At 73.1% G+C, this 26,998-nt stretch carries 27 protein-coding genes and 1 pseudogene; 13 read left to right on the forward strand and 15 right to left on the reverse strand.

The window, feature by feature from the left end:
• The 3 genes and pseudogenes from ACIHEI_RS17795 to ACIHEI_RS17805 form a co-directional block, all read right to left on the reverse strand.
• A pseudogene (locus ACIHEI_RS17795) lies at positions 1–299 on the reverse strand (Toxic cation resistance protein); the annotation flags it as partial.
• Between the two features lie 136 nt (positions 300–435).
• Entirely contained in the window at positions 436–936 is a 501-nt protein-coding gene (locus ACIHEI_RS17800) for a GNAT family N-acetyltransferase (RefSeq protein WP_396607282.1), read from the reverse strand.
• A 42-nt stretch (positions 937–978) separates the two neighbouring features.
• On the reverse strand, positions 979–2,433 hold the full coding sequence (locus ACIHEI_RS17805; RefSeq protein ID WP_396607283.1) for a hypothetical protein: 1,455 nt from the start codon (positions 2,431–2,433) through the stop codon (positions 979–981).
• Positions 2,434–2,544: 111 nt separating this feature from the next.
• On the opposite strand from ACIHEI_RS17805, the gene ACIHEI_RS17810 reads away from it, so the two are divergent.
• Positions 2,545–3,708 (forward strand): serine hydrolase domain-containing protein, encoded by a 1,164-nt coding sequence (locus tag ACIHEI_RS17810; RefSeq protein WP_396607284.1) that lies wholly within the window; start codon positions 2,545–2,547, stop codon positions 3,706–3,708.
• 70 nt (positions 3,709–3,778) lie between these two features.
• On the opposite strand, the gene ACIHEI_RS17815 is transcribed toward ACIHEI_RS17810, so the two are convergent.
• The 5 genes from ACIHEI_RS17815 to ACIHEI_RS17835 all read right to left on the reverse strand — a co-directional run bounded on the left by ACIHEI_RS17815 (position 3,779) and on the right by ACIHEI_RS17835 (position 8,286).
• Positions 3,779–4,459: a nicotinamide riboside transporter PnuC gene (locus ACIHEI_RS17815; RefSeq protein WP_396607285.1), complete on the reverse strand. Its 681-nt coding sequence runs from the start codon at positions 4,457–4,459 to the stop codon at positions 3,779–3,781.
• A gap of 395 nt (positions 4,460–4,854) precedes the next feature.
• Positions 4,855–5,289, reverse strand: coding sequence for a riboflavin kinase (locus ACIHEI_RS17820; RefSeq protein WP_396607286.1), 435 nt, complete (start codon positions 5,287–5,289; stop codon positions 4,855–4,857).
• The gene (locus ACIHEI_RS17825; RefSeq protein WP_392954861.1) at positions 5,282–5,830 is read right to left on the reverse strand and encodes a flavin reductase family protein; all 549 of its coding nucleotides are present in this window, start codon (positions 5,828–5,830) and stop codon (positions 5,282–5,284) included. The genes ACIHEI_RS17820 and ACIHEI_RS17825 overlap by 8 nt, the downstream gene beginning before the upstream one ends.
• Positions 5,831–5,940: 110 nt before the next feature.
• Positions 5,941–7,287 carry an NtaA/DmoA family FMN-dependent monooxygenase gene (locus ACIHEI_RS17830; RefSeq protein ID WP_396607287.1) on the reverse strand — a complete coding sequence of 449 codons (1,347 nt, stop codon included), beginning with the start codon at positions 7,285–7,287 and terminating at the stop codon, positions 5,941–5,943.
• A gap of 90 nt (positions 7,288–7,377) precedes the next feature.
• Positions 7,378–8,286 carry a ribokinase gene (locus ACIHEI_RS17835; protein WP_396607288.1) on the reverse strand — a complete coding sequence of 303 codons (909 nt, stop codon included), beginning with the start codon at positions 8,284–8,286 and terminating at the stop codon, positions 7,378–7,380.
• A 209-nt stretch (positions 8,287–8,495) separates the two neighbouring features.
• On the opposite strand from ACIHEI_RS17835, the gene ACIHEI_RS17840 reads away from it, so the two are divergent.
• Both ACIHEI_RS17840 and ACIHEI_RS17845 read left to right on the forward strand, forming a co-directional pair.
• A complete protein-coding gene (locus ACIHEI_RS17840; RefSeq protein ID WP_396607289.1) occupies positions 8,496–9,488 on the forward strand; it encodes a LacI family DNA-binding transcriptional regulator in 993 nt (330 codons plus the stop codon).
• A 124-nt stretch (positions 9,489–9,612) separates the two neighbouring features.
• Positions 9,613–10,068 carry a hypothetical protein gene (locus ACIHEI_RS17845; RefSeq protein WP_392954854.1) on the forward strand — a complete coding sequence of 152 codons (456 nt, stop codon included), beginning with the start codon at positions 9,613–9,615 and terminating at the stop codon, positions 10,066–10,068.
• 161 nt (positions 10,069–10,229) lie between these two features.
• Here ACIHEI_RS17845 and ACIHEI_RS17850 read toward each other — a convergent pair whose 3' ends face one another.
• The 6 genes from ACIHEI_RS17850 to ACIHEI_RS17875 form a co-directional block, all read right to left on the reverse strand.
• Positions 10,230–11,366, reverse strand: coding sequence for a hypothetical protein (locus ACIHEI_RS17850; RefSeq protein WP_396607290.1), 1,137 nt, complete (start codon positions 11,364–11,366; stop codon positions 10,230–10,232).
• 41 nt (positions 11,367–11,407) lie between these two features.
• Positions 11,408–11,713, reverse strand: a complete 306-nt coding sequence (locus tag ACIHEI_RS17855) for a hypothetical protein (RefSeq protein ID WP_392954850.1) — start codon at positions 11,711–11,713, stop codon at positions 11,408–11,410.
• The gene (locus ACIHEI_RS17860) at positions 11,703–11,879 is read right to left on the reverse strand and encodes a hypothetical protein (RefSeq protein WP_396607291.1); all 177 of its coding nucleotides are present in this window, start codon (positions 11,877–11,879) and stop codon (positions 11,703–11,705) included. Before ACIHEI_RS17860 ends, ACIHEI_RS17855 begins: the two co-directional genes overlap by 11 nt.
• Positions 11,880–11,942: 63 nt before the next feature.
• On the reverse strand, positions 11,943–12,464 hold the full coding sequence (locus ACIHEI_RS17865) for a universal stress protein (protein WP_396607292.1): 522 nt from the start codon (positions 12,462–12,464) through the stop codon (positions 11,943–11,945).
• A gap of 54 nt (positions 12,465–12,518) precedes the next feature.
• Positions 12,519–13,535: an alcohol dehydrogenase AdhP gene (gene adhP / locus ACIHEI_RS17870; RefSeq protein WP_392954844.1), complete on the reverse strand. Its 1,017-nt coding sequence runs from the start codon at positions 13,533–13,535 to the stop codon at positions 12,519–12,521.
• Positions 13,536–13,686: 151 nt separating this feature from the next.
• Positions 13,687–14,559: a universal stress protein gene (locus ACIHEI_RS17875; RefSeq protein ID WP_396607293.1), complete on the reverse strand. Its 873-nt coding sequence runs from the start codon at positions 14,557–14,559 to the stop codon at positions 13,687–13,689.
• Positions 14,560–14,878: 319 nt separating this feature from the next.
• Between ACIHEI_RS17875 and ACIHEI_RS17880 the strand changes: the two genes are divergently transcribed.
• Both ACIHEI_RS17880 and ACIHEI_RS17885 read left to right on the forward strand, forming a co-directional pair.
• Positions 14,879–15,727 (forward strand): universal stress protein, encoded by an 849-nt coding sequence (locus ACIHEI_RS17880; protein ID WP_396607294.1) that lies wholly within the window; start codon positions 14,879–14,881, stop codon positions 15,725–15,727.
• A 140-nt stretch (positions 15,728–15,867) separates the two neighbouring features.
• Positions 15,868–16,071 (forward strand): hypothetical protein, encoded by a 204-nt coding sequence (locus ACIHEI_RS17885; protein WP_396607295.1) that lies wholly within the window; start codon positions 15,868–15,870, stop codon positions 16,069–16,071.
• A gap of 64 nt (positions 16,072–16,135) precedes the next feature.
• Here the strand turns inward: ACIHEI_RS17885 and ACIHEI_RS17890 are convergent, their stop codons facing one another.
• Positions 16,136–17,326 (reverse strand): hypothetical protein, encoded by a 1,191-nt coding sequence (locus tag ACIHEI_RS17890; RefSeq protein ID WP_396607296.1) that lies wholly within the window; start codon positions 17,324–17,326, stop codon positions 16,136–16,138.
• A 105-nt stretch (positions 17,327–17,431) separates the two neighbouring features.
• Here ACIHEI_RS17890 and argC point away from each other — a divergent pair, with 105 nt between their 5' ends.
• The 8 genes from argC to ACIHEI_RS17930 all read left to right on the forward strand — a co-directional run bounded on the left by argC (position 17,432) and on the right by ACIHEI_RS17930 (position 26,771).
• A complete protein-coding gene (gene argC / locus ACIHEI_RS17895) occupies positions 17,432–18,460 on the forward strand; it encodes an N-acetyl-gamma-glutamyl-phosphate reductase (RefSeq protein ID WP_392954836.1) in 1,029 nt (342 codons plus the stop codon).
• 14 nt (positions 18,461–18,474) lie between these two features.
• Positions 18,475–19,629, forward strand: a complete 1,155-nt coding sequence (gene argJ, locus ACIHEI_RS17900) for a bifunctional glutamate N-acetyltransferase/amino-acid acetyltransferase ArgJ (RefSeq protein WP_392954931.1) — start codon at positions 18,475–18,477, stop codon at positions 19,627–19,629.
• Between the two features lie 22 nt (positions 19,630–19,651).
• Positions 19,652–20,584: an acetylglutamate kinase gene (gene argB, locus ACIHEI_RS17905; protein ID WP_387868546.1), complete on the forward strand. Its 933-nt coding sequence runs from the start codon at positions 19,652–19,654 to the stop codon at positions 20,582–20,584.
• Entirely contained in the window at positions 20,581–21,798 is a 1,218-nt protein-coding gene (locus ACIHEI_RS17910) for an acetylornithine transaminase (RefSeq protein WP_396607297.1), read from the forward strand. The genes argB and ACIHEI_RS17910 overlap by 4 nt, the downstream gene beginning before the upstream one ends.
• Before the next feature lie 25 nt (positions 21,799–21,823).
• Positions 21,824–22,369: an arginine repressor gene (locus ACIHEI_RS17915; RefSeq protein WP_387642966.1), complete on the forward strand. Its 546-nt coding sequence runs from the start codon at positions 21,824–21,826 to the stop codon at positions 22,367–22,369.
• 109 nt (positions 22,370–22,478) lie between these two features.
• The gene (locus ACIHEI_RS17920) at positions 22,479–23,672 is read left to right on the forward strand and encodes an argininosuccinate synthase (RefSeq protein WP_387642965.1); all 1,194 of its coding nucleotides are present in this window, start codon (positions 22,479–22,481) and stop codon (positions 23,670–23,672) included.
• Between the two features lie 91 nt (positions 23,673–23,763).
• Positions 23,764–25,185, forward strand: coding sequence for an argininosuccinate lyase (gene argH / locus ACIHEI_RS17925; protein WP_392954829.1), 1,422 nt, complete (start codon positions 23,764–23,766; stop codon positions 25,183–25,185).
• Between the two features lie 221 nt (positions 25,186–25,406).
• A complete protein-coding gene (locus ACIHEI_RS17930) occupies positions 25,407–26,771 on the forward strand; it encodes an FAD-binding oxidoreductase (RefSeq protein WP_392954827.1) in 1,365 nt (454 codons plus the stop codon).
• Positions 26,772–26,998 lie beyond the last annotated feature (227 nt).

Raw genomic sequence — 26,998 nt, forward strand, 5'->3', positions numbered from 1 at the left:
GGCTCGGGCGCGGAGACAGGCTCGGCCTCGGGCTCAGGCTTTGCCATCGACACGGGCGCGGGCTCGGCCTCGGGCTTCGCCATGGAGACGGGCTCGGACTTGGCTTCGGCGTCCGGCTCGGGCGCGGAGACAGGCTCGGCCTCGGGCTCAGGCTTTGCCATCGACACGGGCGCGGGCTCGGCCTCGGGCTTCGCCATGGAGACGGGCTCGGGCGTGGTCTCGGACACCGGCCCGGCAGCAGCTTCGGGCGCCGGCCCGGAAGCGGTTTCGGGGCGGTCGGGCGGGGTGGGGACGGTCATGCGGCAGCACCTTGGGCTTCGGGACGGCGGTGATCGGGCGCGCCGATCGCGACCAGGCAGTTTCCCGTGAATCGCGGCCGGAAGGCGAACCGATTTTCGTATCGTCCCACGAGCGGCGGGAGGTCCTGAGAGAGGGTCAGGCCGGGCCGAGATATGTGTGCACCACGGCGGGCTCCCCGGCGGGCGTCAGCCAGTTCGCGGTGGCGGTGCAGACGAACTGCCAGCCGGCCCGCTCGTACAGCGCGATCGCACCCGCAGCGCCGGACTCCACCTCCAGCACCGGCCGCCGCCCGCCCTCGACCGCCGCCTGCGCCGCCCGTTCCAGCAGCGCGCCGGCCAGACCACTCCGCCGCGCCGGAACCCCGACGAACAGCCGCGCCACGGCAGCGAGTTGGTCTTCCGGGAGCCCGACCGCCGCCGCCAGGACGGGCCCGCTGTGCGTGAGGGCCACGTGGCCGAGCACCTCCGGCCCGTCGGCGGCGACCCACACGCCGAGCAACTCCGTTGGCGTCAGCCAGCGTTCCGGTTCGGTCGGCCAGTACGCCGGGTACCGGTCCGACTCGTACACGCTGGCCAACGCCCGTACGCAGGAAGGCAGATCGTCGTCACGTCGCGGGCGGATCACGGGCTCGGTCATGGTCCGATCATGGCACGGGCCGGCGCGGCGGACCGGCCCGCGTCAGGTGGTGCAGGCGAGCAGGCGGCCGTCCGCGGTGCCGATCAGCAGACGGCCGGGGCCGGGGACGGTGAGTGCCGTCGCGACCGTCGTGACCCGGCCGACGGTGAGCGGGGCGCGTCGCAGGACGGTGCCGTCGGTGGCCGAGAGGGTCACCAACTCGGCGTCGTCGTAGGCGACATGGGCGATGCCACGGTCGAAGTCGGCGTCCAGCGCGAGGGCCGGGCGGTCGGTGCGGAAGGCCCAGCGCGGCGTGCCGTCGGACGGGTCACGGCGGACCACGAAGGAGCCGCCCGGTTGCAGGCCCTGGCCGTGGTGGACGGTTCCGGCGTGGAGCAGGTCGCCGTCGGGGAGTTCGACGCCGGGGCCGGGCAGGTGGGTTTCGGTCGGGTCCCAGGACAGCGGGAAGCGCTGTTCGAGCCGGCCGACCGTGCGGAAGGGCCGTTCGGCGGCGGGCAGGCGCGACGGGTCGGCCGTCGCCACCCACCGGTCGGGCCGGGGCGGGTGCGGCGAGGTGTACACCAGGCGGCTGTGCCGGATCCGCAGATCGCGGTGCCAGAACGGGGCGATCACCGGGAGGCCGTCCGCGCACGCCAACAGCCCGGTGTTGCGCCGGGGTTGATACTGCGCGAGCCGGGAGCCGTCGGCGAGGGAGAGCTCGGTGACCGAACACGGTCCGGCGCTGCGGACGAAGACCGACTGCCGCTCGGGGGCGACCGCGAACTCGCCTGCGCGGTCCACCCGTTCCGCCGACCAGGCGACGGCGTCCGATGGTGTGCGGCACTCCAGCACCCCGGGCAGCGCCACCAGCAGGCGCCCGTCCGGGAGTTCCTCGACGGCGCTGACCGGACCGCGCGGCGCCCATCCGCCGTGCAGGTCGTCCAGCAGGCGGCGGGCCGCCTCGGCGCCGTCCGGGCGGGGGACGGGAAGGCGCGGTCCGGCCAGTTCGGCCGGCGTGACGGACCCGGGGGCGACGGTGCGCCAGTCGGGGCGGTGCAGTACGGCGCGGTGGCCGTCCTGCCATGCGGCGCGGTCCTGCCAGTCGTCCGGCGGGGCGAGCAGCAGCCGCAGCGACTGCCCGTCCAGCCACTCCAGGCCGAGCACCTCGCGACCCGTCCAGTCCTCGAACAGCGAGACGTGCGCGCCGGATTCGAGATCCAGCAGGAGCAGCTCGCCCTCGAAGGAGTGCCCGCCGTCGTACCGGCCGGTGCCGATCGCCAGCAGCGGCAGCTCGGGGTGGAACGCCAGCGCGTGCACGGGGTAGCCGGAGCGCAGCAGGGCGACGCAGGCCAGGTCGCCGGTGCGGTACACCGCCACCGGCGCCGGCCGCCCGTGGCGGGCCAGGCCCGCCACCGCGAGCAGGGCGCGGCGCTCGTCCGTCACCGCCACCGCAGGGTCGCCGGCCTCGGCGAACGGCCGGTCGGCGAAGCGGCGTTCGATGTGGAAAGTGCTGGTCACGGAGGTGATCCTAGAAGATCGTCCGGAGCGGGAATCTTCGTGGGGGAACGGTAGTTGGGGACTCCGGGTCGACATGCGGCCGGATGACCGAAGTGGACGGGGGAGACGGCCATGGCGTACCAGGGCGGTGCGGTGCAGGGCACGGTGGCGGCGGGCTTCGAGGGCGTGCAGGACGAATTCGCCGCCGCGCTGGGCGAGATGAACGCCTCGCCGGAGGCGCAGCTGGTGGTGCACGTCGACGGGCGCCGGGTGGTCGACCTGTGGTCCGGCGACGGGACGGAGCCGGACACGCTGATGAACGTGTTCTCGATCTCGAAGGGCGCGGCGCACCTGGTCGTCGCCCTGCTGGTGCAGGACGGCGTGCTCGACCTGGACCGCGAAGTGTCCTCGTACTGGCCGGAGTTCGGCGCGCACGGCAAGGATCGGCTGACGCTGCGCGAGCTGCTCGCGCACCGCTCGGGCGTGCCCGGGGCGGACGGCGGCTTCACCGACGAGGAAATCGCCGACGACCGGGTGGTCGCGGCCCGATTGGCGGCCCAACGGCCGTTCTGGGAGCCGGGATCGGCGTACGGCTACCACGCGTTCGTGATCGGCGCGCTGACCGGCGAGGTGGTGCGCCGGGTGACCGGCCGTTCGATCCAGCAGATCTTCGAGGAGCGGATCCGCGCCCCGTACGGGCTGGACCTCTACCTCGGCCTGCCCGAGGAGTTGGAGCCGCGCCGGGCCGGGACGCTGCCGCACCTGCCGACGCCGGAGGAGGCCGCGCGGCTCGCGGCCAGGAAGCTCGACCCGAACAGCATCCTCGCCGTCGCCGGCAACCAGAACGGGCCACACAAGACGGAACTGGTGGACTTCGCCAACAACCCCACCGTGCGGGCCCTCGGGCCGGCCTCGTCCGGTGGCGTCGGCACCGCCCGCGGCGTGGCGGGCATGTACTCGGCGGCGATCGGCGAAGTGGACGGCCGGGCCCAGCTGTTGAAGCCGGAGACCATCACCGAGTTCGCCCGCCCGCAGTTCCACGGCACCGACGTGATCACCGGCAACGAGGACGTCTTCGGCCTCGGCTTCGAGGAACTCACCGCCCTGTTCCGCCCGTTGGGGCCCGAAGCCTTCGGCCACAGCGGCGCCACCGGCTCCCTCGGCTTCGCCGACCCGGGCGCCGGCCTCGCCTACGCCTACACCCGCCGTCGCTTCGGCTTCCCGTCGCGCTACGGCGCGGGCCCGGAGAACCACAAGCTGATCGCGGCCGTTTACCGGGCGCTTCAGGCGAACTGACGCGGCATCAGAAGCGCAACAGGCCGGCTCCCGTGGGGTGGGGCCGGCCTGTCGCGGTTGCGGGGGAGTGTCAGGAGCGGCTCTCGACCTGGACGGCGGGCTCCAGCGGGGAGGCGATGTCCTGGGGCTTGCTGCGGGACGCCCAGTCGCGGATGCCCATCAGGACCATGACGAAGAAGATGCCGTAGACGATGCCGGAGAAGTACAGCTCCGAGTTGATGGCCAGCGGCACGCCGACCAGGTCCACGGCCAGCCAGACGAACCAGAACTCGATGTAGCGGCGGGCCTGGCTGTACATGGCGAGAATCGATCCGATGAAGATCCAGGCGTCGGCGAGGATCATCCACCACGGGGCACCCGGGTAGAACGAGGCGTCCTTCCAGTTGAGCACCGCGCCGAACGCGGCAGTGCCGATCACCATCGCGCCTATCAGCAGGGCGCGTTCGGTCCAGGTCGCCCATCGGACGTTGATGACGCCTTCCTGCTCGCGGCTGCGCTTCCAGGTCGCCCAGCCCCAGGAGGCCGACACGATGATCACGACCTGCCGGGCGGCGTTGCCGCCGAGGTGCACGTTCAGGCTGGCGATCAACAGGAAGACCGAGCCGAGAATCTGGACGGGCCAGGCCACCAGCGAACGGCGCAGCGCCAGCCAGACGGTGGCGAGCGCGAGGATGTTGCCCAGGAAGTCGGACCAGTAGACGGGGAGTCCGAAGAAGCTGAACTGCTCGTTCAGCCAGTTGAATGCGCTCATTGCTCACACCTTTGTTCGTTCGGAGCGAGGAGGGGGAAGAGCGGCCGGGCCCTGCGAGGGAGGATGCGGGGGCGGGGCCGGCCGGGCACGCGGGCGTTGGGCGCAGACGTGGGTGTGGGGGTGAGGGTGCGTGCCGTGCAATGGGAAGGGGGGGAGGGGGCGCGAGGAGGGGGAAGAGGGCGGCCGGGCCCTGCGCGGGGGGATGCGGGGGCGGGGCCGGCCGGGCACGCGGGCGTTGGGCGCAGACGTGGGTGTGGGGGTGAGGGTGCGTGCCATGCAATGGGAAGGGGGGTGGTCGGCCCCGCATCGGGGGAAGCGGGGGCGGGGCCGACCGGCTTGTGGGGTACGGGCCGCGAGGCCGTGCGTACCTGCAAGATAAGGAAGTTGACGAAACGTCAGCTAAGCGCAGCGGCCCGAACGTGGCAGCCGTGCGCCGAGTCCAGCAGCGCCTCCGAGCGGCGGACGTCCGCCTTCACGGCGAGCAGTAGCTCGTCCACCGAGGCGAACCTGGCGGTGTCCCGGATCCGGGCGACGAACCAGAGGGCGACGTGCTCGCCGTACAGGTCGTCGGAGGTGTCGTGGCAGTACACCTCGGTGTGGATCCGCGGGCCATCCTCGAAGGTGGGGTTGGTGCCGATGCTGATCGTCGCGCGGTGCACGGCGCCGGTGGCCGGGCGGGCCAGCCAGCCGCTGTAGATGGCCGGTGGCGGGACGTCCGCGCCGGGGTCGGGGGAGATGTTGGCGGTGGGGAAGCCGAGGCCCCGGCCCCGTCCGGCACCGTGAACGACGGTGCCGGACAGGCGGGTTGGCGAGGGCGAGGGGTCAGGCATGGGGGGACAGCTCGCGGAACTGGCTGGTGTGGAAGACCAGCGGCTCCACGCCGGGGAACAGTTCGGCGGTGAGCAGCTCCATCAGGACGATCTCGTGGTCGCCGCCGTCGTACACCGCGCCGACCCGGGCGGTCAGCCACAGCGCGGCGCCCTCGATGAGCACCGCGCCGTCCGGCGTGGCCTGCCAGTCGGTGCCCTCGAAGCGGTCGCCCGAGCGGGCGGCCAGCCGGCGGCAGAGCGTGCCCTGGCCGTGGCTGAGCACGCTGAGCCCCAGCACCGGCAGGTCGGCGAGGCGCGGCCAGGTGGTCGAGGTGCGGGCCACGCTGACCGCGATCATCGGCGGTTCCAGCGATATCGACACGAACGAGCTCGCCGCGAACCCGTCCGGCGCACTGTCGCGCAGTGCGCCGATCGCGACCACGCCGGTGGGGTACGCCCCGAAGGCCTGGCGCAGCGTGGCCGCGCTCAGGTCGCCGGTCGGTCCGGGCAGCGTGGCCGCGCCCAGGTCGCCGGTCGTGCTCGGCCGAGCGGCCGTGCTCAAGTCACCGGCTGTCGTGGGGTGGTGGGCAGGAGTGGCCATGGCCGTCGTCGTCCTCTCGTCGCTAAATGGCGCGAATGGCGTGGGTGGCGTGGGTGTGCGGGCGGGGAGGGTCAGCGGCGGTAGCGGGCGGCCGGGTGGCTGGCCGGCAGGGCGCGGTCCTCGGCACCGGTCAGGCGCTCGCGCAGCGACTCGCCGTCCGTGTACTCGCCGCGGAACACGCCGCGCTTGCGCAGGATCGGCAGCACCGACTCGACGAACTCGACGGTGGAGGCCGGCTGCACGGGTGGCGACAGCAGGAAGCCGTCCAGGTCCGCGCCCTCGGCGAGCGCGCAGATCTCGTCGGCGATCTCCTCGGCGGTGCCGACCACGGGGCGGGCGCCGACGCCGTGGGTGTGCCAGTCGGCGAGCACGTCGCCGACCGTCTTGTCGGCGAACCGGGCGACCTGGGTCTGCGACATCTCGGTGGACAGCTCGCTCATCGGGGTGTCCGGCGCGTACGAGGACAGGTCCAGGCCGGTGAACATCGCGTACGAGGCGACGGTGACCTCCGGGCGCTGCGCGTCCAGGATCCGCTGCCAGCGGCGCTCGGCGTCCTGGGTGCTCGCGCCGACCACGCAGGAGAACGCCGACATGATCTTGACCTGGTCGGCGGCGCGGCCGGCCTTCACGGCCTCCTCGCGGATCGCCTTGGTGTGGCCCGCCAGCTGTGCGACGCTGCCGCTGCCGACGAACATGCACTCGCCGTGCCGCCCGCCGACCCGGCGGCCCGCCGGGGACGCGCCGGCCTGGAACAGCACCGGGGTGCCCTGCGGGGAGCGGGCGGTGTTGCCGTAGCCGTGCGAGCGGAAGTACGGGCCCTCGTGCTCGACCAGGTGCACCTTCGCCGGGTCGGCGAACCGGCCGGCCTTGTCCTTCTCCAGGGCGTCCGGCTCCCAGGAGCCCTCCCAGTACTTGTAGACCAGGTCGAGGAAGTCCTCGGCCATCGCGTACCGGTCGTCGTGCGCCACCATGTCCATCCCGAACGCCTTCACGGCGGTGTCGGCGGTGCCGGTGGTGACGATGTTCCAGCCCAGCCGGCCGCCGGACAGCTGGTCCAGGGTGGCCAGGCGGCGGGCGAACCCGTACGGCGGCTCCACCAGCACCGAACCCGTCACCACCAGGCCGAGGTCGGTGGTCGAGGCGAGCAGCGCCGAGGCGATCACGAACGGGTCCAGGCGCGGCAGGTCGAGGGTCTCCTCGGTGGCGATCGGCGGGCGCACCCCGTTGATCTCCGACCAGCCCCAGGCGTCCGCCAGGAACAGGAAGTCCAGCTTGGCGTCCTCACAGAGCTGCGCGACCTCGCGCCAGTAGCCGAGAGTGTCGAACAGGTGCCGATGGCTGTCGGGGTGGCGCCAGGTGGCGGTGCCGCTCGCGTTGGTCTGGGCGTTCTCGAACAGTCCGAGCTTGAGGCTGCGCATGGGTGTTCTCCGTTGAACTGATGCTGCGGGTGACAGGAAAGTCTGTGGGAACTCAGTGAAGTGACGGTACGTCAGGGAGGCGTAGGGGAGTCAGGGTGCGGTGGGGGAGTCGAGCTGCGTCGCGTACGGCATCGAGGATTGCGCGCCGAGCCCGGTGACGGCCAACGAGGCCGCCCGGACGGCGCGTTCGGCGGCGGCGAGCAGGTCGGTGCCGCGGGCGAGGGAGTCGGCGAGTGCCCCGCAGAAGGTGTCGCCGGCTCCGACGGTGTCGACGGCTTCCACCTCGGGGGCGGGCAGGTGGACGGCGGGCCGGCCGGGCTGCTTGACCAGCGCCCCGTCCGCGCCGAGCGTCACCACCACGGCCCCGCAAGGCAGTTCGGCGTTCTCCAGCAGTTCGCGGGCGCCGTCGGGGCCGGTCGGACGCTCGACGCCCAGCAGCGAGGCGAGTTCGCCCAGGTTGGGGACCAGGACGTCCACCGCCGTCAGCACCTCACGCGCCACCGGGCGGGCCGGCGCCGGGTTGAGGACGACCGTGCCGCCCTGCTGTCGGGCCCGGAGTGCCGCGGCGGCGACCACCTCGGGGGCGATCTCGTGCTGGAGAAGCAGTACATCGCTTGCGGCGCTTGCCAGTTGCTCCGGCAGGTCGGCGACGGCGAGTGCCGCGTTCGCGCCCGGGTTGACCACGATGGTGTTCTCGCCCGCGCGGTCGACCACCACCGAGGCGATCCCGGTGCTGGCGTCCTCGGCCGGGAGCACCGCCGCGACGTCCACACCCTCGGCGGCCAGCGCCCGCAGGATCGGTTCCGCGTCCGCCCCGACCCGGGCCACCAGCCGCACCCGCGAACCGAGCCGGGCGGCCGCCACGGCCTGGTTGGCGCCCTTGCCGCCGACACCCTCCACGAAGCCCTCCGCGAGCACGGTCTCGCCAGGTCGCGGCAGGTCCTGAACGGTCAGCACAAGATCGCGGTTGACCGAACCGACGACGGTGATGGACGGCATCTGCGCTCCTTGGGAGCTCCTTGGGAGATCGATTTCCCACACTCTGGCCCAGCCCTCGCCGACCGTCAAGTACCCTCGTGCTGCGCATTCCGCCAGCTCGGACATACCGGTCCGCGGCCGCCCGATCCGAGACCGCGCCGACATCGTTTCGACACCGAAATCGTCGGCGCCCACCGCCGACACCATTCCCGACCGGGGAGGACCCCCACGTGACAGCGCCCCGACTCCTCGATGTGGCCGCAGCCGCCGGCGTCTCCCGCGCGACCGCGTCACGCGTCCTGGCCGGCACCCCGCGCAACGTCGACCCCGAACTCGCCCGCCGCGTCGAGGACGCCGCCCGCGAACTCGGCTACCGCACCAACCATTCCGCGAGAGCGCTGCGCACCGGCACCACCGGCACCGTCGGCGTGGTCGTCCCCTCCCTCGCCAACCCCTACTTCGTCCAGCTCGCCGACGCCATCGCCCAGCAAGTCCGCGCCGCCGGCGGGCAGTTGGTCGTCTCCGACGCCGCGAACTCGACGCAGATCGAGGCCGAACAGATCGAAACCCTGCTCGGCGGACGGGTGGACGGCCTGGTCGTCGTCCCCGTCTCGGCCGCCGCCTCCGGCCCCGCCATCCGGGCCGCCGCCAAGCGCGCACCCCTCGTCCTGTTCGACCGCTGGGCCAGCGGCTCCGGGACGGTCGCGGTCACCCTCGACAACGCCGCCGCGATGCGCCTGCTCCTCGAGCACCTCGACACCCTCGGCCGCCACCGCATCGCCCTGGTCGCCGCCGACCAGGCCTCCTCCTCCGGCGCGGAACGCCTTGCCGCCTTCACCGCCGCCCGCGGCGACGACGCCACCACCGTCCTGCTCCCCAGCTTCACCACCGACGCCGGCCGCACCGCCGGGCGGCGGATCGCCGCGCAACGGGACGGCATCGACGCCGTCGTCTGCGGCGCGGACGTCCTCGCCGTCGGCCTGGTCTCCACCCTGCAGCGCTCGGCCGTGTCGGTGCCCGGCGAGATCGCCGTCACAGGCTTCGACGACACCGAGATACTCGAACTCCTCGACCCGCCGATCACCTCGATCCGCCACCCGCTCGCCGCGATGGCCGAACGCACCCTGACCCTCCTGCAGTCACCCGCGAGGGAACGGGCCGAGGACGTCGAACGCTTCGCCCCCCAACTGGTCGTCCGGGCCTCCACCGACGCGAACGCCTGACGGCCTGCTCCGGCCCTGGGCAGGGGACTTGAGTATCCGTACTCAGGCAGGGCCGGTCGGGGGAGAACGAAACTGTTCGGGCACGTCGGGATTTCGGAACCCGACGGTCTCGGAGGGGAAAATCATGAAGCGTACGACTTTCGCGTGGGTCGCTGCAGTGGCGGCACTCGTGGTGGCGGCGGGCCCGGCGGCCGCCGGACAGGACGGGGAACCCGACCACGGCATGCCCGGCACGGGCGAGATCCTGCCGCACCCGGGGCCCGACGGCCTGATCTGGATCCCGGACTGGATCGGCAACGGGGGAGCCGTCACCGGCGGCGCCAGCCCCAACGGCCAGCCGGTCGTCGTCACGGTCGGATGCCAGGGTGGCAGCGACGGCGCGGGCGAAGCGCAGGTCACCTACCGGCCGGAGTACGGCGACACCACCCCCGTGAAGTTCACCGTGCCCTGCCCCGCCGACACCGTCGGCCGCGGCTCGGTCGTGGTCACGGCCGAACAGGGCCGGGCCTTCTATGTCGGGGTCTTGACCTCGGCCCCCGACGTGCACTGGGGGCTGACGGTCGCACAGCCGGAGTCCTGACCGGCCACCCGGGCCGCACCGAACTCCAGCTTCGGCGCGGCCCGGCGCCCGGGCCGTCTGCTCCCGGCCGCCGGATCGTCGGGCGGACCGTCAACTGGCGTGCAGGGAATCGATGTGACGTTGCGTCAGTTATGCGCCTTCGTCCGGCCGGCGGATCGGGCTCATAGCCGCATCGGGGCGGCGGGGGCGGCCTCGGTCACCACGTCCAGGGACTCGGCGTCCCAGCCGGCGGTGCCGTCGGTGAACACGAGGTTCTCCTCCAACTCCCCTTCCGGTGACGCCTCTTCCGTCCCCGCCAGGAACACCGCGACGTCGTCGTTCGGAGCGGGCGCGGCGCCGACGGGGTGCACCGACAGGAGTGCCAACTCACCGTTCGCGCGAGCGACCAGCAGTTCACCGCTCGCGGTGGCGGCCAGCGCGGACACCGGGACGCCGTCCGGGTGCGGGTGTTCGGTGGACTCCCGCGCCTCGACGTCGAGTTCGAGCAGCGAACCGGTGGGCGTGCCGATCCACAGCACACCGGGCCGGGCGTCCCAGGCGAGGTTGTGGTGCGGCCACGCCTCGGACGGGTCCTCGGCGAGCGTCGTCGTCAGGACGTTCCGCAGTGAGGGGAACGCGAACACGTCCAGCGACTCGACGTACGCGTTGCCCCGGACGGCGAGATGCCGCCCGTCCGCGCTGAACAGCGGCGTGTCGTAGCCGTCGACGTGCAGGATCAGCGCGTGCCGCTGCACCCGCATGCCGCCGTCGGTGCCGCCGGGCCGGGCGAACAGGCAGAAGGTGGCGGACTGGTCGCTGACCAGCGTGACGAGGAGCTCCCCGGACGGGTGCACGCCGACCCCGGTGTCCCAGTACGGGCCCTTGGCGGTGGCGCCGGTGGCGAGATCGAGAACGTCCGAGGTGTCGCCGGACGGTTTCGCCCACAGAGCGCGGCCGTCCGGGCTGAACGCCAGGTGGTGGTAGACGGCCGTGACCTGCTCGGGTGCCGACGGCCCGTCGGGCGTCCAGCGCGTCAGGGTGGAGCCGTCGGCGACGACGAGCAGCGGCTGCTCGGGATGCCACGCCAGCGGGGGAGGGACGTTGGCGCGCCACCGGTCGGCCGGGTCGAGTTCGGGCGCCAACCCGAGGTCCACCGGGGTGAGTTCACGCAACCGCCCGCCGTCACAGTCCCAGATCCGGACCAGCCGGCTCTCCCTGGCAGTACCGGCTACCAGCGGGAGCCGGGGGTGGCGGGCGAGCTGCTCGACGGGGCGTCGGCCGTCGGCCGACAGGTGGGCCAGCAGGGCGAGTTGGGTCATAGCGGCACCGTAGCGGCCGGGCGTGACACCAACACGGCGTGCTACGCGGGAAGGTCCTGGCCCATCGCCCGCAGGACATCGGCGAGCCACACCAAGTGGTGCCCCGTCGCGCGATCCTGGTCCGCCAGCAGGGCCGTCAGATGCTGCCACGACTCCGAGAGCTGCCCGATCGTCAGGATCTCCGGATCCCTGGCGACGTCGTACAGCGCGTCCGAGGGGACGGACCAGAAGTACTCCTTGTCCAGGAGGACAGAATCACCCGCCGCGGCGGCTTCCACGCGGCTCAGCAGCACGTCGAACGACTTGCGCAGGTCGGCGAGGGAGATGGACAAGGGCTCACCAGTCATGAGCGCCATTATGGCGGACCGGCGTCAGAGCGCCGCGGTCGGCCGGGTCGAACAGCCCGGCGCGGGTGCTGCCCAGGCGGGCGAGCACCTGCTCGGCGTCCTGCGTGGCGGCCTGGCGGGCGGGCATCCCGGCGGCGGCGTCCTGCTGCCCGGCAGCCGGACGCACCGGGCCCGGCCGGGTGAGGGTCCGGTGCGTCCGGCTGGAACTCCTGTCAGCCGGGGCTGCGGGTCAGTGACCGGCGGTCGGCACGTCGGCGTGCTCGGCGCGGGCGGTGTCCCGGTGCTCGGTGTCGCGGGCGGTGTCCTGGCACTCGGTGTCCCGGACGACGACGACCGGGCAGGTGGCGTGGTGGACGCAGTGCTGGCCGACCGAGCCGAGCATCGCCCCGGTGAAGCCTCCGTGGCCCCGGCTGCCGATGACCAGGAGTTCGGCGCCCTTGGCGGCGTCCAGCAGGACGCGGGCCGCGTTGCCGCGCTCCACCCGGCGGCTGATCTCGACCGGGTGGGCCGGGTCCTTCTCCTCCTCGGTGACCTGGGCGAGCGTCTGCTCGGCGGCCGTGGTGAAGTCCGCGTCGGTCAGCGTCATTCCCCAGCCGTAGATGGCCGGGAACTCCCAGGTGATCACCGCTTCCACGACGGCACCCGTCAGGGCCGCCTGCCGTACTGCCCAGCGCAGGGCGGCCCGGGACGACTCCGAGCCGTCCACTCCCACCACGATGCGCCGCTGCGCCGTGCTGCCGGTCCCGTTCATGCTGGTGTCCTTCCGATCGGTGGGTTGTCGGGTTGCGTGGTTGCGCGGTGCGGTTCAGCCGCGCAGGTCGAAGACGAGGCGGGCGGCGACCTTGCCGTCCAGGACCTCGGTGATGCAGGCGTTGACGTCCTCCAGGCGGCGGCTCTCCCGGATCACCCGGGTGCGGCCGAGGGCGTGCAGGGCGAACACCTCGGCGAGGTCCTGGCGGGTGCCGACGATGGATCCGACCACCTTGGTGCCGTTCAGCACCGTCTCGAACACCGGCAGGGTCAGCTCGCCCTCGGCGGGCAGCGCGACCAGGACGAGGGTGCCGCCGCGCCGCAGCGCGCCGTACGCGGCGCGGAAGGAGTCGTTGCTGACGGCGAGGGCGATCGCCGCGTCCGCCCCGCCGAGCCGCTGCACCTCGGCGGCGACGTCCTGGACCCGGGCGTCGATCACGTGGTCGGCGCCGAGCTCGCGGGCGAGGGCCAGCTTGTCGTCGGTGACGTCGACCGCGACGGTCTCGGCGCCGAAGATCCGGGCGTACTGCAGCGCCAGGTGGCCGAGGCCGCCGATGCCGGAGACCAGGACGCGCGTGCCGGGCCGGGCGCCGGAGACCTTGAGCGCCTTGTAGGTGGTGACGCCGGCGCAGGTGAGCGGAGCGGCGTCCAGCGGGTCGACCCCGTCGGGGACGGGGACGACGTAGTCACCGTGGGCGACGGCGTACTCGGCGTAGCCACCGTCCACCGAGTACCCGCTGTTCTGCTGGCGGGTGCAGAGGGTCTCCCAGCCGTCCACGCAGTGGTCGCAGCGGCCGCAGGCCTCGGCGAGCCAGGGGATGGCGACCCGCTCGCCGACCCGGACGTGCCGGACGTCCACGCCGGTCGCCTCGACGATGCCGACTCCCTCGTGCCCGGGGACGAACGGCGGGTTCGGCTTGACCGGCCAGTCGCCGCGGGCGGCGTGGATGTCGGTGTGGCACAGCCCACAGGCCTCCAGCCGGACCAGCACCTGGTGCGGTGCCGGGGCCGGCACCGGCCGGTCCTCGATGACGAGCGGTGCGGTGAAGTCGCGGACGACGGCGGCCTTCATGGTGTTCCTGCCCTTCGTACGGAACGGCGGCGGTTTCCGGTCCGCGCCGGTTCTGCTGTGTCTCCATCCCACCGCCCGGGCCCGCCGTTCACAGGGGTCGAGCGGTGCACTCGCGGCGGGCTGAAGGTCCCCGGCCGCCGAGGGCCGCTGGTCACCGGGGCTGCGCCGGGTCGTGCGGGACGACCGCCACCGGGCCGTGGGCGTGGTGGACGACCGCGTGTGCCAGATGCCCCAGGTGCGGCGCGGCCAGCGGATGCGCGGGGGCGCGCCGGCCCAGCACCACCAGGGCCGCGCCGCGCGAGGCCTCCAGCAGGGCCCGGGACGCGCCCCAGCCGGTCACCTCCGCCACCGTGCGCACCGCGGGGAACTTCTCCTGCCAGGGGGCCAGCGCGTCCTGCAGGCGGACGGTCTTCGCCTCCATCAGCGACCGCCGGATCTCCGCCGGTTCGATCGGGGCGTCGGTCCGCAGCGGCCCGTGCGGCTCGGCCCCGCCCTCCAGGGCCCGCAGCACGGCCCCGCGCCGGGCGGCCTCCTCGAAGGCGAACCCGAGGACGGCGCCGGACGGCTGCTCGCCCCGCATGCCGACCACGACCTCGCCGGGGCCGTCCGGGTCCGCGGCGCCTCCCGGCACCAGGACGACCGGGCACCGCGCCTCCGCGGCCGTGCGCAGCGCGACGGAACCGAGGAGCCGCCCGGCAAGCTGGCCCGACCCCCTGGAACCGAGCACCAGCAGCCACTGCTTCTCACCGGCGGCGGCCAGCACGGACCACGGCTCGCCGGGTACTGCCTCGCAGGAGACGTCCAGCCCCGGCAGGGCGTGCACGAGCTCGGCCCGGAGCGTCGTCGCGAACTCCGGCAGCGCGTGCCCGGCCGGTTCGCGGTGCCCGAAGGCGCTGCCCGACGGTGACGCCACGTACAGCAGCCGGAGGGCGACGCCGCGCCGGAGCGCGTCGGCCGCCGCCCAGCGGGCCGCTGCGGCGCTCTCGGCAGAGCCGTCGACACCGGCCACGACGGAATCGCACATGGGAGGACCTCCAGGGGGTGCGGATGGTCCGGGCGGCGGTCCGCCCGGCCTCGTGCTCCCGTCAGCGTCGCCGCGGCCCCGGCCGTCCGGACAGGGGTCGGAAGCCCCCGGCGGGTCCCGAAGGTCCCGCAGGCCGTCGCCCGTCCGGGACGGCCTCGCCGGACCGCCCGCACCGGCCCCCGACCGGGCGGGACCATGGGCCCGGCCCGGGGGCCGGGCAGGCACTGGACTCGGAGGGTGCGCCTCGGCCAGGATGATCATGGACCCCCGGCGACCACGCCCGGGGCCGCCCCGAGCAACGGAGAGCAGGGACACCGCCATGGGCACGTTCGTTCTGGCCGGCACCGACGGTTCGGCCGAGAGCACCGCCGCAGCGCACTGGGCGGCCGACGAGGCGCTGCGCCGCGGCCTCGCCCTGCGCCTCGTCCACGCCTGGACCTGGGAGGACGACCTGCACGCCGACCCCAGCCAGCCGGAGTCCGTGCGCACCCTGGCGGAGCGGATGCTGGCCGACACCGCGCAGCAGGTGCGCGAGGCCCACCCGGGGCTGGAACTGCACACCGGCCTGCTGACCGGCGGCGAGCCCGCCGCCGACCTGGCCGCCGCGGCGGCCGAGGCGGAGCTGTTCGCCGTCGGTTCGCTGGGCCTGGGCCGCTTCGAGGGCCTGCTGGTGGGGTCGATCGGCCTCGACGTCGCGGCGCGCTGCGAGGTGCCGGTCGTGCTGGTGCGGGCCGCGCAGCCGCAGCCGGGCGAGACCCCCGGCGAGGTGGTCGTCGGGATCGACACCCACGCCCCGGCGGACGCCGTCGTCGAATTCGCCTTCCGCGCGGCCGAGGCCCGCGGCGCGGTGCTGCGCGCCGTCCACGGCTGGACTCCGCCCCCGGTCTGGGGCTACGCGGGCGGGGTGGCGCCGGCGACCGAGGCCGAGCAGTTCCGCGTCCTCGAGGCGGAGCTGCTCACCCAGGCGCTCGGCGTGTGGCGGGCCAAGTACCCGCAGGTCACGGTGGTCGAGGACAGCCGGATCGGCAGCGGTGCCGGGGCAGTGGTGGACGCCTCCGCCGGCGCCGCCCTGGTGGTGGTCGGCCGCCGCCGCCACCGCCTGGGCCGGGTCGCCCACGCGGTCAGCCACCACGCCAAGTCGCCGGTCGCCATCGTCCCCCACGACTGACCCGCCCCACCCGCCCGGCGGGTGTCCGGACAGCAGAACGCCCCGCTCGGCCAACCGCCGTGCGGGGCGCTGTCGCTGCCCGGCCGCCGGTCGGGCCCCGGCCTCGTTGACGATGACCGTTATCGGCGTAAATACCTGACGTGACGTCAACTTGCTGTCCCCTGGCCCTTCCCCGGCCGACTCGCGCCGCCGACCAACTCCTGCTCCTGATCGACGGAGCCCTGGCAGCCGCGGCCACCCGCCCGGACACCGGCCCGGTCGCCTTCGCGCGGGAGCTGGCCGTCCAGATCCTCGACCGGCGCGGCGCGGCAGCCGGAACGCCCCGGCCCGCCCGGCAGCGGTAGGCGGAACGCGCACCCCGATCCGCGCGGTCGGATCTGTGCGGCCGGAGCGTGGCCGATTTCGGTGTCAGGTGGCCCGAGTGCCGCGGAAGCGGTTCATCGAGGCCTGGATCTGCAACCAGGTCGGGTCGTCGTCGGAGGTCTCGGTCACCGAGTCGAGATCGTCGTCCGTCCAGCTGCGGATGCCGTCGGTGACCTCCAGGTGTTCGTCCACCGCACCGTCCAGGGGCGCTTCTTCCGTCCCCGCGAGGAACACCGCGACGTCGTCGTTCGGCTCCGCGGCAGCGAAGGCGGGCCGTACCGACAGCAGGACGAGTTCGCCGTCGGTGCGGGCGAGCAGCAGGTCGCCGTTCGCGGTGGCGGCCAGGGCGGCGACCGGGACGCCGTCGGGGGAGGCGTGTTCGGCGGCTTCCCGGGCCTCGACGTCGAGTTCGAGGAGCGAGCCGGTCGGCGTGCCGATCCACAGCACGCCGGGCCGGGCGCTCCAGGCGAGGTTGCCGCGCGGCCATTCCTCGGAGCTGTCCTCGGCGAGCGTCGTCGACAGGACCTTCCGCAGCGAGGGGAAGGCGAAGACCTCCAGCATGTCGACGTACGCGTTGCCGCGGATCGCGAAGTGCCGCCCGTCGGCGCTGAACAGCGGGGCTCCGTAGCCGTCGCAGTCCAGGATCAGCGCCTGTCGCAGTGTCCGCATCGCCGCGGCGGGGCCGTCGCCGGGGCGGGCGAACAGGCAGTAGGTGGCGCCCTGGTCGCTGGCCAGGGTGGCGACCAGCTCGCCGGACGGGTGGACGGCGACGCCGGTGTCCCAGTGCCGGGCGGTGCCGGTGACCGCGCCGGTGGCGGGGTCGAGGACGTCCGAGCCCGTCCAGCCGTCGTCGGCGGACGGCGTGGCCCACAGCCGGCCGCCGTCCGGGCTGAACGCCAGCGCGTCGTACTCGGCCCCGGCCGGGACGCGCACCGGGCCGGACGGGTCGTCAGCGGTCCACCGCAGCAGGAACTCCCCGTCGGCCACCACCAGCAGCGGCCGGTGCGGGTGCCAGGCCACCGCCTGCGGGGCCGAGTCGCCCCAGGGCGAGGTGCCCGGCTCGGCGTCGAGCGCGGCGAGCTCGCGCAGCCGCCCCTCGGCGCAGTCGAAGACGCGGACGGTACGGCAGTCGGTCGAGGTGCCGACGGCCAGCGGCAGTCGCGGATGGCAGGTCAGCTGCTCCACCGGGAAGTCGCTGTCGTCCAGAAGGCGGTCCAGTACGGCGAGTTCGGTCATGGCGGCAGGCTAGGACGCGTGTACGACAGCCGGTACCACAGTCGTCATTCTTGCATGATTTTGCCGAGCTGCGTATATTCATGCTGGGCTTCAGGAGGGAATGCCATGGTATTGCGAGTTGCCGTCGCCGGAGCGAGCGGGTATGCGGGCGGTGAGGTGCTGCGCCTGCTGCAAGGGCATCCGGAGGTGGAGATCGGGGCGCTGACCGGCGGCTCCAACGCGGGTCAGCGCTTCGGCGCGCTGCAGCCGCACCTGATCGGGCTGGCCGACCGGGTGCTGGAGCCGACGAACGCGCAGACGTTGGCGGGGCACGACATCGTGTTCCTCGGTCTGCCGCACGGCCAGTCCGCCGAGATCGCCGCCCAGCTCGGCGAGGACGTCCTGGTGGTCGACCTCGGCGCCGATCACCGGCTGAGGTCGTCGGCCGACTGGGAGCAGTTCTACGGCTCCCCGCACGCCGGCACCTGGCCCTACGGTCTGCCCGAACTTCCGGGCCACCGTGACGCGTTGAAGGGCAGCAAGCGGATCGCGGTGCCGGGTTGCTACCCGACCGCGGTGACGCTCGCGATGTTCCCGATGTTCGCCGCGGGCCTGGCCGAGCCGGAGGCGGTGATCACCGCCGCGTCCGGTACGTCCGGCGCGGGCAAGGCCGCCAAGACGCACCTGCTGGGCAGCGAGGTGATGGGCTCGATGAGCCCCTACGGCGTCGGCGGCGGCCACCGGCACACCCCGGAGATGGCGCAGAACCTGACGCCGCTCGCGGGCGAGCCGGTCACCGTCTCCTTCACGCCGACGCTCGCGCCGATGCCGCGCGGCATCCTCGCCACCTGCTCCGCCAAGGCGAAGCCCGGCACCACCGCCGCGAAAATCAGAGCCGCGTACCAGGAGGCGTACGGCGACGAGCCGTTCGTCCACCTGCTGCCCGAGGGGCAGTGGCCGCACACCTCGTCCGTGTACGGGTCGAACGCGGCCGTGCTGCAGGTCGTGCTGGACGAACACGCCGGGCGGATCATCGCGATCAGCGCGATCGACAACCTGGTGAAGGGCACCGCCGGCGGCGCGGTGCAGAGCATGAACATCGCCCTCGGCCTCCCCGAGGAGCTCGGCCTCCCGCTGAACGGAGTCGCACCATGACGGACACCCAGAACATCGGCGTCACCGCGGCGAAGGGCTTCCGCGCGGCGGGCGTCACCGCCGGCATCAAGGCGTCCGGCACCCCGGACCTGGCGCTGGTCGTCAACGACGGCCCGCTGCACGCCGCCGCGGGCGTGTTCACCTCGAACCGGGTGCACGCCGCGCCGGTGAAGTGGTCGCGGCAGGTGCTGAAGGACGGCGAGCTGACCGCCGTCGTCCTCAACTCCGGTGGCGCGAACGCCTGCACCGGCCCGGAGGGCTTCCAGGACACCCACGCCACCGCCGAGAAGGTCGCCGCCGAACTCGGCGTCGGCGCGATCGACGTCGCGGTCTGCTCCACCGGCCTGATCGGCGTCCGGCTGCCGATGGACAAGCTGCTGCCCGGCATCGAGCAGGCCGCCGAGGCGCTCAGCCCCACCGGCGGCGAGAGCGCCGCGATCGCCATCAAGACCACCGACACCGTGCACAAGACCGCCCAGGTCACCAGCCCGGCCGGCTGGACGGTCGGCGGCATGGCCAAGGGCGCGGGCATGCTCGCCCCGGGCCTGGCCACCATGCTGGTCGTGCTCACCACCGACGCGGTGGTGAATGCGGAGGCCCTGGACGCCGCGCTGCGCGACGCCACCCGCACCACCTTCGACCGGGTCGACTCCGACGGCTGCATGTCCACCAACGACACGGTGCTGCTGCTCGCCTCCGGCGCCAGTGAACTCGCCCCGGAGCAGGCCGAGTTCGCCGAGGCCGTGCGCACCGTCTGCGCCGACCTGGCCCGCCAGCTGATCGGCGACGCCGAGGGCGCGTCCAAGGACATCCGGATCGACATCGTGAACGCCGCCACCGAGGACGAGGCCGTCGACGTCGCCCGCACCATCTCCCGCAGCAACCTGCTCAAGTGCGCCATCCACGGCGAGGACCCGAACTGGGGCCGGGTGCTGTCCGCGATCGGCACCACCTCCGCCGCCTTCGACCCGGACCAGCTGGACGTCGCCATCAACGGCGTCTGGGTGTGCCGGGGCGGCGGTGTCGGCGAGGACCGCGACCTCGTCTCGATGAAGGGCCGCGAGGTCGTCATCACCGCCGACCTGAAGGCCGGTCAGGCCTCCGCCAGCATCTGGACCAACGACCTGACCGCCGAATACGTGCACGAGAACAGCGCCTACTCCAGCTGACCCGGGGGAATCGACACACGCCATGCAGATCGCACCCAAGGGCGAACAGGCCCGCAGCAACGCCGCCCTGCCCAAGGCCCGCACCCTGATCGAGGCGCTGCCCTGGCTGGAGCGCTTCCACGGCAAGACCGTCGTCATCAAGTTCGGCGGCAACGCCATGGTCGACGAGGACCTGAAGGCCGCCTTCGCCCAGGACGTGGTCTTCCTCCGCTACGCCGGCCTGCACCCCGTCGTGGTGCACGGCGGCGGCCCGCAGATCAGCGCCCAGCTCGACAAGCTCGGCCTGGAGTCCTCGTTCACCGCCGGCCTGCGTGTCACCACCCCCGAGACCATGGACGTGGTCCGGATGGTGCTCGCCGGGCAGGTCCAGCGCGAACTGGTCGGTCTGCTCAACGCGCACGGCCCGTTCGCCGTCGGCATGACCGGCGAGGACGCCCACACCATGACCGCGGTCAAGCGCTACGCCGTGGTCGACGGCGAACAGGTCGACATCGGCCTGGTCGGCGACATCGTCAACATCGAGGCCGGCGCGGTCAAGGCGCTGATCGCCGACGGCCGCATCCCGGTGATCTCCTCGATCGCCCGCGGCGCCGACGGCCACATCTACAACATCAACGCCGACACCGCCGCCGCCGCGATGGCCGTCGCGCTCGGCGCCGAAATGCTGGTCGTGCTCACCGATGTCGAGGGCCTCTACAAGGACTGGCCGAACTCCGACGACGTGATCAGCCAGCTCAACGCCTCCGAACTGGAGGAGATGCTGCCGACCCTGGCCAGCGGCATGCTCCCCAAGATGGAGGGCTGCCTGCGCGCCGTCCGCTCCGGCGTGGGCACCGCCCGCGTGCTGGACGGGCGGGTCCAGCACAGCCTGCTGCTGGAGATCTTCACCGACGAGGGCATCGGCACCATGGTCGTGCCCGACGACGACACCACCGTCCTGGGGGGCCTGGCATGAGCGAGCACGAAGCCATCAGCAACGCGTCGATCACCGAGCGGTACCGGCACACCCTGATGCACAACTACGGCACCCCGCGCATCCCGCTGGTCCGCGGCGAGGGCGCCCTGCTGTGGGACGCCGACGGCAACGAGTACCTCGACCTGGTCGGCGGCATCGCCGTCAACGCGCTCGGCACCGCGCACCCCGCGATCGTCACCGCCGTCACCGAGCAGATCGCCACCCTCGGCCACGTCTCCAACCTGTTCATGGCCGAGCCGACCATCCAACTCGCCGAGAAGCTCGTCGAGTTGGCCGGCCGCCCGGCCCGGGTGTTCTTCTGCAACTCCGGCGCCGAGGCCAACGAGGCCGCCTTCAAGATCTCCCGGCTGACCGGCCGCACCCACCTGGTCTCCGTCCAGGGCGCCTTCCACGGCCGCACCATGGGCGCCCTCGCGCTCACCGCCCAGCCCGCCAAACAGGAACCCTTCAAGCCGCTGCCCGGCGAGGTCACGCACGTCCCGCTCGGCGACATCGAAGCCCTGCGCCAGGCCGTCACCACCGAGACCGCCGCCGTCTTCCTGGAGCCCGTCCAGGGCGAGAACGGCGCCGTCCCGCTGCCCGACGGCTACCTGCTGGCCGCCCGCGAGATCACCCGCGCCACCGGCACCCTGCTGGTCATGGACGAGATCCAGACCGGCATCGGCCGCACCGGCCACTGGTACGCCCACCAGGCCGAGGACGGCGCCGACCCGGACATCGTCACCCTCGCCAAGGGCCTCGGCGGCGGCCTGCCGATCGGCGCCGTGCTCGCCTTCGGCGACACCGCCGAACTGCTCGCCCCCGGCCAGCACGGCACCACCTTCGGCGGCAACCCCGTGGTCGCCGCCGCCGGCCTCGCCGTGCTGCGCACCATCGAGGAGCAGGGCCTGCTGGAGCACGTCACCAAGATCGGCGAGCGGCTGCGCCACGGCATCGAGGCGATCGGCGATCCACTGGTCGCACAGGTGCGCGGGAAGGGCCTGCTGCTGGGTATCGTGCTCACGCAGCCCGTCGCCGCCCAGGTCCAGGCCGCCGCGCAGGACGCCGGTTTCCTGGTCAACGCGGCCGTCGCGGACGCCGTACGGCTGGTTCCGCCGCTGATCCTGACCGAGGAGCAGGCCGACCGGTTCCTCGCCGCACTGCCCGCGATCCTCCGAACGGTCCGCGAAACGGCCCCCGACGCGAACAGCTGAGCGTCTTTCAGGAGAATCTTCAGTTATGACCGAACCCCGCCCCGAGTCGACCACGGCGCCCACGCCGCAGGTCCCGCAGACCCGCACCGCGCGCCACCGCCGGATCGTGGACCTGCTGACCCGTCAGCCCGTCCGCTCGCAGAGCCAGCTGGCCAAGCTGCTCGCCGACGACGGCCTGGTGGTCACCCAGGCCACCCTCTCCCGGGACCTGGACGAACTCGGAGCGGTGAAGATCCGCAACCGGGACGGCGCGCTCATCTACGCCGTCCCGGCCGAGGGCGGCGACCGCACCCCGCGCGCCCCCATGGGCGAGTCCGCCAGCGAGGCCCGGATGGCCCGGCTGGCGGGCGAGCTGATGGTCTCCGCGACCGCCTCCGGCAACCTGGTCGTGCTGCGCACCCCGCCCGGCGCCGCCCAGTTCCTGGCCTCCGCGATCGACACCGCCGAGGTGTTCGAGATCATCGGCACCATCGCCGGCGACGACACCGTCCTGCTGATCAGCCGCGACGCGGCCGGCGGCCAGGCGCTCGCCGACCACCTGATGCAGCTCGCCCAGGCCAAGTCGCAGTAGCCCTCCACCCCTTATCCGTCTCACTGAGTGCCACCGGTTTGGCAATGCATACGCACTCGTGCATACTTATGCCTAACGCCGCATGAAACCTGTACTGAAGGAGAAAGCCGTGACTGAGCGCGTCGTACTCGCCTACTCGGGCGGTCTGGACACGTCCGTCTGCATCGGCTGGATCGCCGAGGAGACCGGCGCCGAGGTCATCGCCGTCGCGGTCGACGTCGGCCAGGGCGGCGAGGACCTCGACGTCATCCGCCAGCGCGCGCTCGACTGCGGCGCCGTCGAGGCCGAGGTCGCCGACGCCCGCGACGAGTTCGCGAACGAGTACTGCCTGCCCGCCCTCAAGGCCAACGCCCTGTACCAGGGCCAGTACCCGCTGGTCTCCGCGCTGTCCCGCCCGGTCATCGTCAAGCACCTGGTCGCCGCCGCGCAGAAGCACGGCGCCACCACCGTCGCCCACGGCTGCACCGGCAAGGGCAACGACCAGGTCCGCTTCGAGGTCGGCATCCAGTCGCTGGCCCCGAACCTGAAGTGCATCGCCCCGGTCCGCGACTACGCGATGACCCGCGACAAGGCGATCGCCTTCGCCGAGGCCAAGAACCTCCCGATCGTCACCACCAAGAAGAACCCGTACTCGATCGACCAGAACGTTTTCGGCCGCGCCGTCGAGACCGGCTTCCTCGAGGACATCTGGAACGCCCCGATCGAGGACGTCTACGAGTACACCCAGAACCCGGCCACCCCGCGCGAGGCCGACGAGGTCGTCATCACCTTCGAGGCGGGCGTCCCGGTCGCCATCGACGGCCGCAAGGTCACCGTCCTGCAGGCCATCGAGGAGCTGAACAAGCGGGCCGGCGCCCAGGGCATCGGCCGCCTCGACATGGTCGAGGACCGCCTGGTCGGCATCAAGTCCCGCGAGATCTACGAGGCCCCCGGCGCGATCGCCCTGATCACCGCCCACCAGGCCCTGGAGAACGTCACCGTCGAGCGCGAACTCGCCCGCTACAAGCGGCAGGTCGAGCAGCGCTGGGCCGAGCTGGTCTACGACGGCCTGTGGTTCTCCCCGCTCAAGCGCGCCCTGGACGGCTTCGTCAACGAGGCCAACCAGGCCGTCTCCGGCGAGATCCGGATGGTCCTGCACGGCGGCCGCGCCGTCGTCAACGGCCGCAAGTCGGACCAGTCGCTGTACGACTTCAACCTCGCCACCTACGACACCGGCGACACCTTCGACCAGTCCATGTCCAAGGGCTTCATCGAGATCTTCGGCATGTCCTCGAAGATCGCCGCCCGCCGCGACCTGGCCTGATCCACCCGCAGTACCTGCCCCGGCCCGCCGTATCCGCCACGGCGGCCGGGGCATCTCCACACTCAGTCCCACCCTCGAAGGAGTCCACGCGATGACCGCGAACCAGCCCGCAGACGTTCGCCTCTGGGGCGCGCGCTTCGCCGACGGCCCCTCCGAGGCCCTCGCCAAGCTCTCCGCCTCCGTCCACTTCGACTGGCGGCTCGCCCCCTACGACATCGCCGGCTCCAAGGCCCACGCCCGGGTCCTGCACAAGGCGGGCCTGCTCAGCGACGACGAGCTCACCGGCATGCTCGGCGGGCTGGACCAGCTGCTGGCCGACGTCGAGTCCGGCGCGTTCGTCGGCACCGTCGCCGACGAGGACGTGCACACCGCCCTGGAGCGCGGCCTGCTGGAGCGCCTCGGCGCCGACCTCGGCGGCAAGCTGCGGGCCGGCCGCTCGCGCAACGACCAGATCGCCACCCTGTTCCGGATGTACCTGCGCGACCACGCCAAGACCATCGGCGCGCTGATCCTCGACCTCCAGCACGCCCTGGTCGGCCTCGCCGAGGCGCACCCGAACACCGCGATGCCCGGCCGCACCCACCTCCAGCACGCCCAGCCCGTGCTGTTCGCCCACCACGTGCTCGCCCACGTCCAGTCGCTGGGCCGGGACGCCGAGCGGCTGCGCCAGTGGGACACCCGCACCGCCGTCTCCCCGTACGGCTCGGGCGCGCTGGCCGGCTCCTCGCTGGGCCTCGACCCGCAGGCCGTCGCCGCCGAACTCGGCTTCGAGCGCGGCTCGGTGGGCAACTCCATCGACGGCACCGCCTCCCGCGACTTCGTCGCCGAGTTCGCCTTCGTCACCGCGATGATCGGCATCAACCTCTCGCGGATCGCGGAGGAGATCATCATCTGGAACACCAAGGAGTTCGGCTTCATCACGCTGCACGACGCCTTCTCCACCGGGTCGTCGATCATGCCGCAGAAGAAGAACCCCGACATCGCGGAGCTCGCCCGCGGCAAGTCCGGCCGCCTGATCGGCAACCTGACCGGCCTGCTCGCCACCCTCAAGGCGCTGCCGCTGGCCTACAACCGCGACCTCCAGGAGGACAAGGAGCCGGTCTTCGACTCCTGCGACACCCTCGAGGTCCTGCTCCCCGCCTTCACCGGCATGATCGCCACCCTCACCGTGCACCGCGAGCGCCTCGAGGAGCTCGCCCCGGCCGGCTTCTCGCTCGCCACCGACATCGCCGAGTGGCTGGTCAAGCAGGGCGTCCCGTTCCGCGTCGCGCACGAGGTGGCCGGCGCCTGCGTCAAGGTCTGCGAGGCCGAGGGCATCGAACTGTCCGACCTGACGGACGAGCAGTTCGCCGCCATCTCCTCCCACCTGACGCCGGACGTCCGCACCGTCCTGTCCGTCCACGGCGCGATCGCCTCCCGCAACGGCCGCGGCGGCACCGCCCCCTCGGCCGTCGCGGTGCAGCTCGCCGAGATCAAGCAGGACCTGGCCGTCCAGCAGGCCTGGCTCGGCTGAGACCGCAATCGACGAACGAGAGCCCCGAGCAGCAGGGCGGTGACCAGGAACGCGGGCAGCAGGCCGGGGTTCCCGTGCAGGATCGCGCGAATCATCGGTTCCGAGCATGCCGTCCGCCCGCGTCCGGCGGCCGGAATCGGCGGGAACTGCCGGTGACGTGCGTCACCCGATGGCCGGTCCGCGCCGGAGCGGGCGGCGGCCGGCCCGCCTAGGCTGGATCCATGGCCGACGCAGCCGTGGCGCTTGCCGAAGGGTTCCGGGGCGAGATCGTGGTGCCCGGGGACGTGGACTACGACCGGGCGCGGGGGGTGTGGAACGCGGCGGTGGACCGCCGGCCCGAGGTGATCGCCCGCTGCACCGGGGTCGCGGACGTGCTGCAGGCCGTCGCGGTGGCCCGCGAGCACGGCCTGCCGGTGGCCGTCCGCGGCGCCGGGCACAGCCTGGCGGGGCTCGGGACGGGCGAGGGCGCGATGCTGATCGACCTGTCCGGCCTGACAGGGGTGCGGGTGGACCCGGAGCGGCGGACCGCCCGGGCGCAGCCGGGCGCGACCTGGGGCGGCTTCGACCACGAGACGCAGGCGTTCGGCCTGGCCACGCCGGGCGCGCCGTACTCGGGGGCGGGCATCGCCGGGACGACGCTCGGCGGCGGCATCGGCTGGCTGACCCGGGCGTACGGTCTGACCTGCGACAACCTGGTCGAGGCGGACGTGGTGACCGCCGAGGGCCGGTTGCTGACGGCGAGCGCGGCCTCGCACCCGGAGCTGTTCGCGGGGCTGCGCGGCGGCGGCGGGAACTTCGGGGTGGTCACCTCGTTCACGTACCGGCTGCACCGGGTTGGCCCGCACGTGCTGTGCGGGGCGCTGTACCTGCCGGGGGAGGCGCTGGCGGAGACGGTGGCGGCGGTGCGGGACTTCATGGCGCAGGCCCCGGACGGGCTGACGGTGGCGTGCGAGTTCGGCCACCCGCGCGGGGTGCCGGAGCTGCCGGCGGGGGCGGCGGTGCGGATCGGCCTGTGCTGGGCCGGCCGGGCCGATCGGGGCCGGGAGGTGCTGGCGCCGTTGCGTGCTCTGCCGGGCGTGGTGGCGGACACCGTGCAGACCCGCCCGTACACGCTGTGGCAGCAGATGCTGGACACCGGCCGGGGCCCGGGTGCGGGCGTGTTCGGCCGGTCGGAGTTCCTGTCGGTGCTGGACGACGCGGCGATCGGCTGCCTGGCGGAGCAGACGGCCGCGCTGCCCTCGCCGGACGCGTACGCCCAGCTGGCGTTCCTGGGCGGCGCGGTGGCGCGGGTGGGCGCGGAGGACAGTGCGTACACCTACCGGCAGGCCCCGTACCTGCTGAGCGCGGTGGGCCGGTGGACCACCGGCCCGGCGGAGCCGCAGGTGGCGTGGGTGCGGCAGTGCTGGGAGGCGATGCGGCCGTTCTCCTCGGGCGGGGCGTACGTGAACCTGATGGGCATGGAGGGCCAGGGGCGGGTGGTGGAGGCGTACGGGCTGGCGAAGTACGAGCGGCTGGTGGCGCTGAAGGAGCGCTACGACCCGGGGAACCTGTTCCGGGTGAACCAGAACATCCGTCCGAACGGGTGACGGCCGGGGCCGGCGTGACGCTCGCCACGTCGGGGCGTCCAGGAGGTTGAGAACAGTGGTCGGCTGGGTAGAGCGGTGGCGAACGTCTCTCTTGACCGTAGTCCGACCGTCCGGATACTGAGCGTGAGCGCGTCAGTTCCGGTCCGTCGGGCCACCGTCCGGCGGGACGTGTCGCGCTTTTCCCGGGCCGGGCCGATCCCCGTCCGGGCACACCTCGGACAAGGCCG

The organism is Kitasatospora sp. NPDC051984, from assembly GCF_044593455.1.
Classification (GTDB): domain Bacteria; phylum Actinomycetota; class Actinomycetes; order Streptomycetales; family Streptomycetaceae; genus Kitasatospora.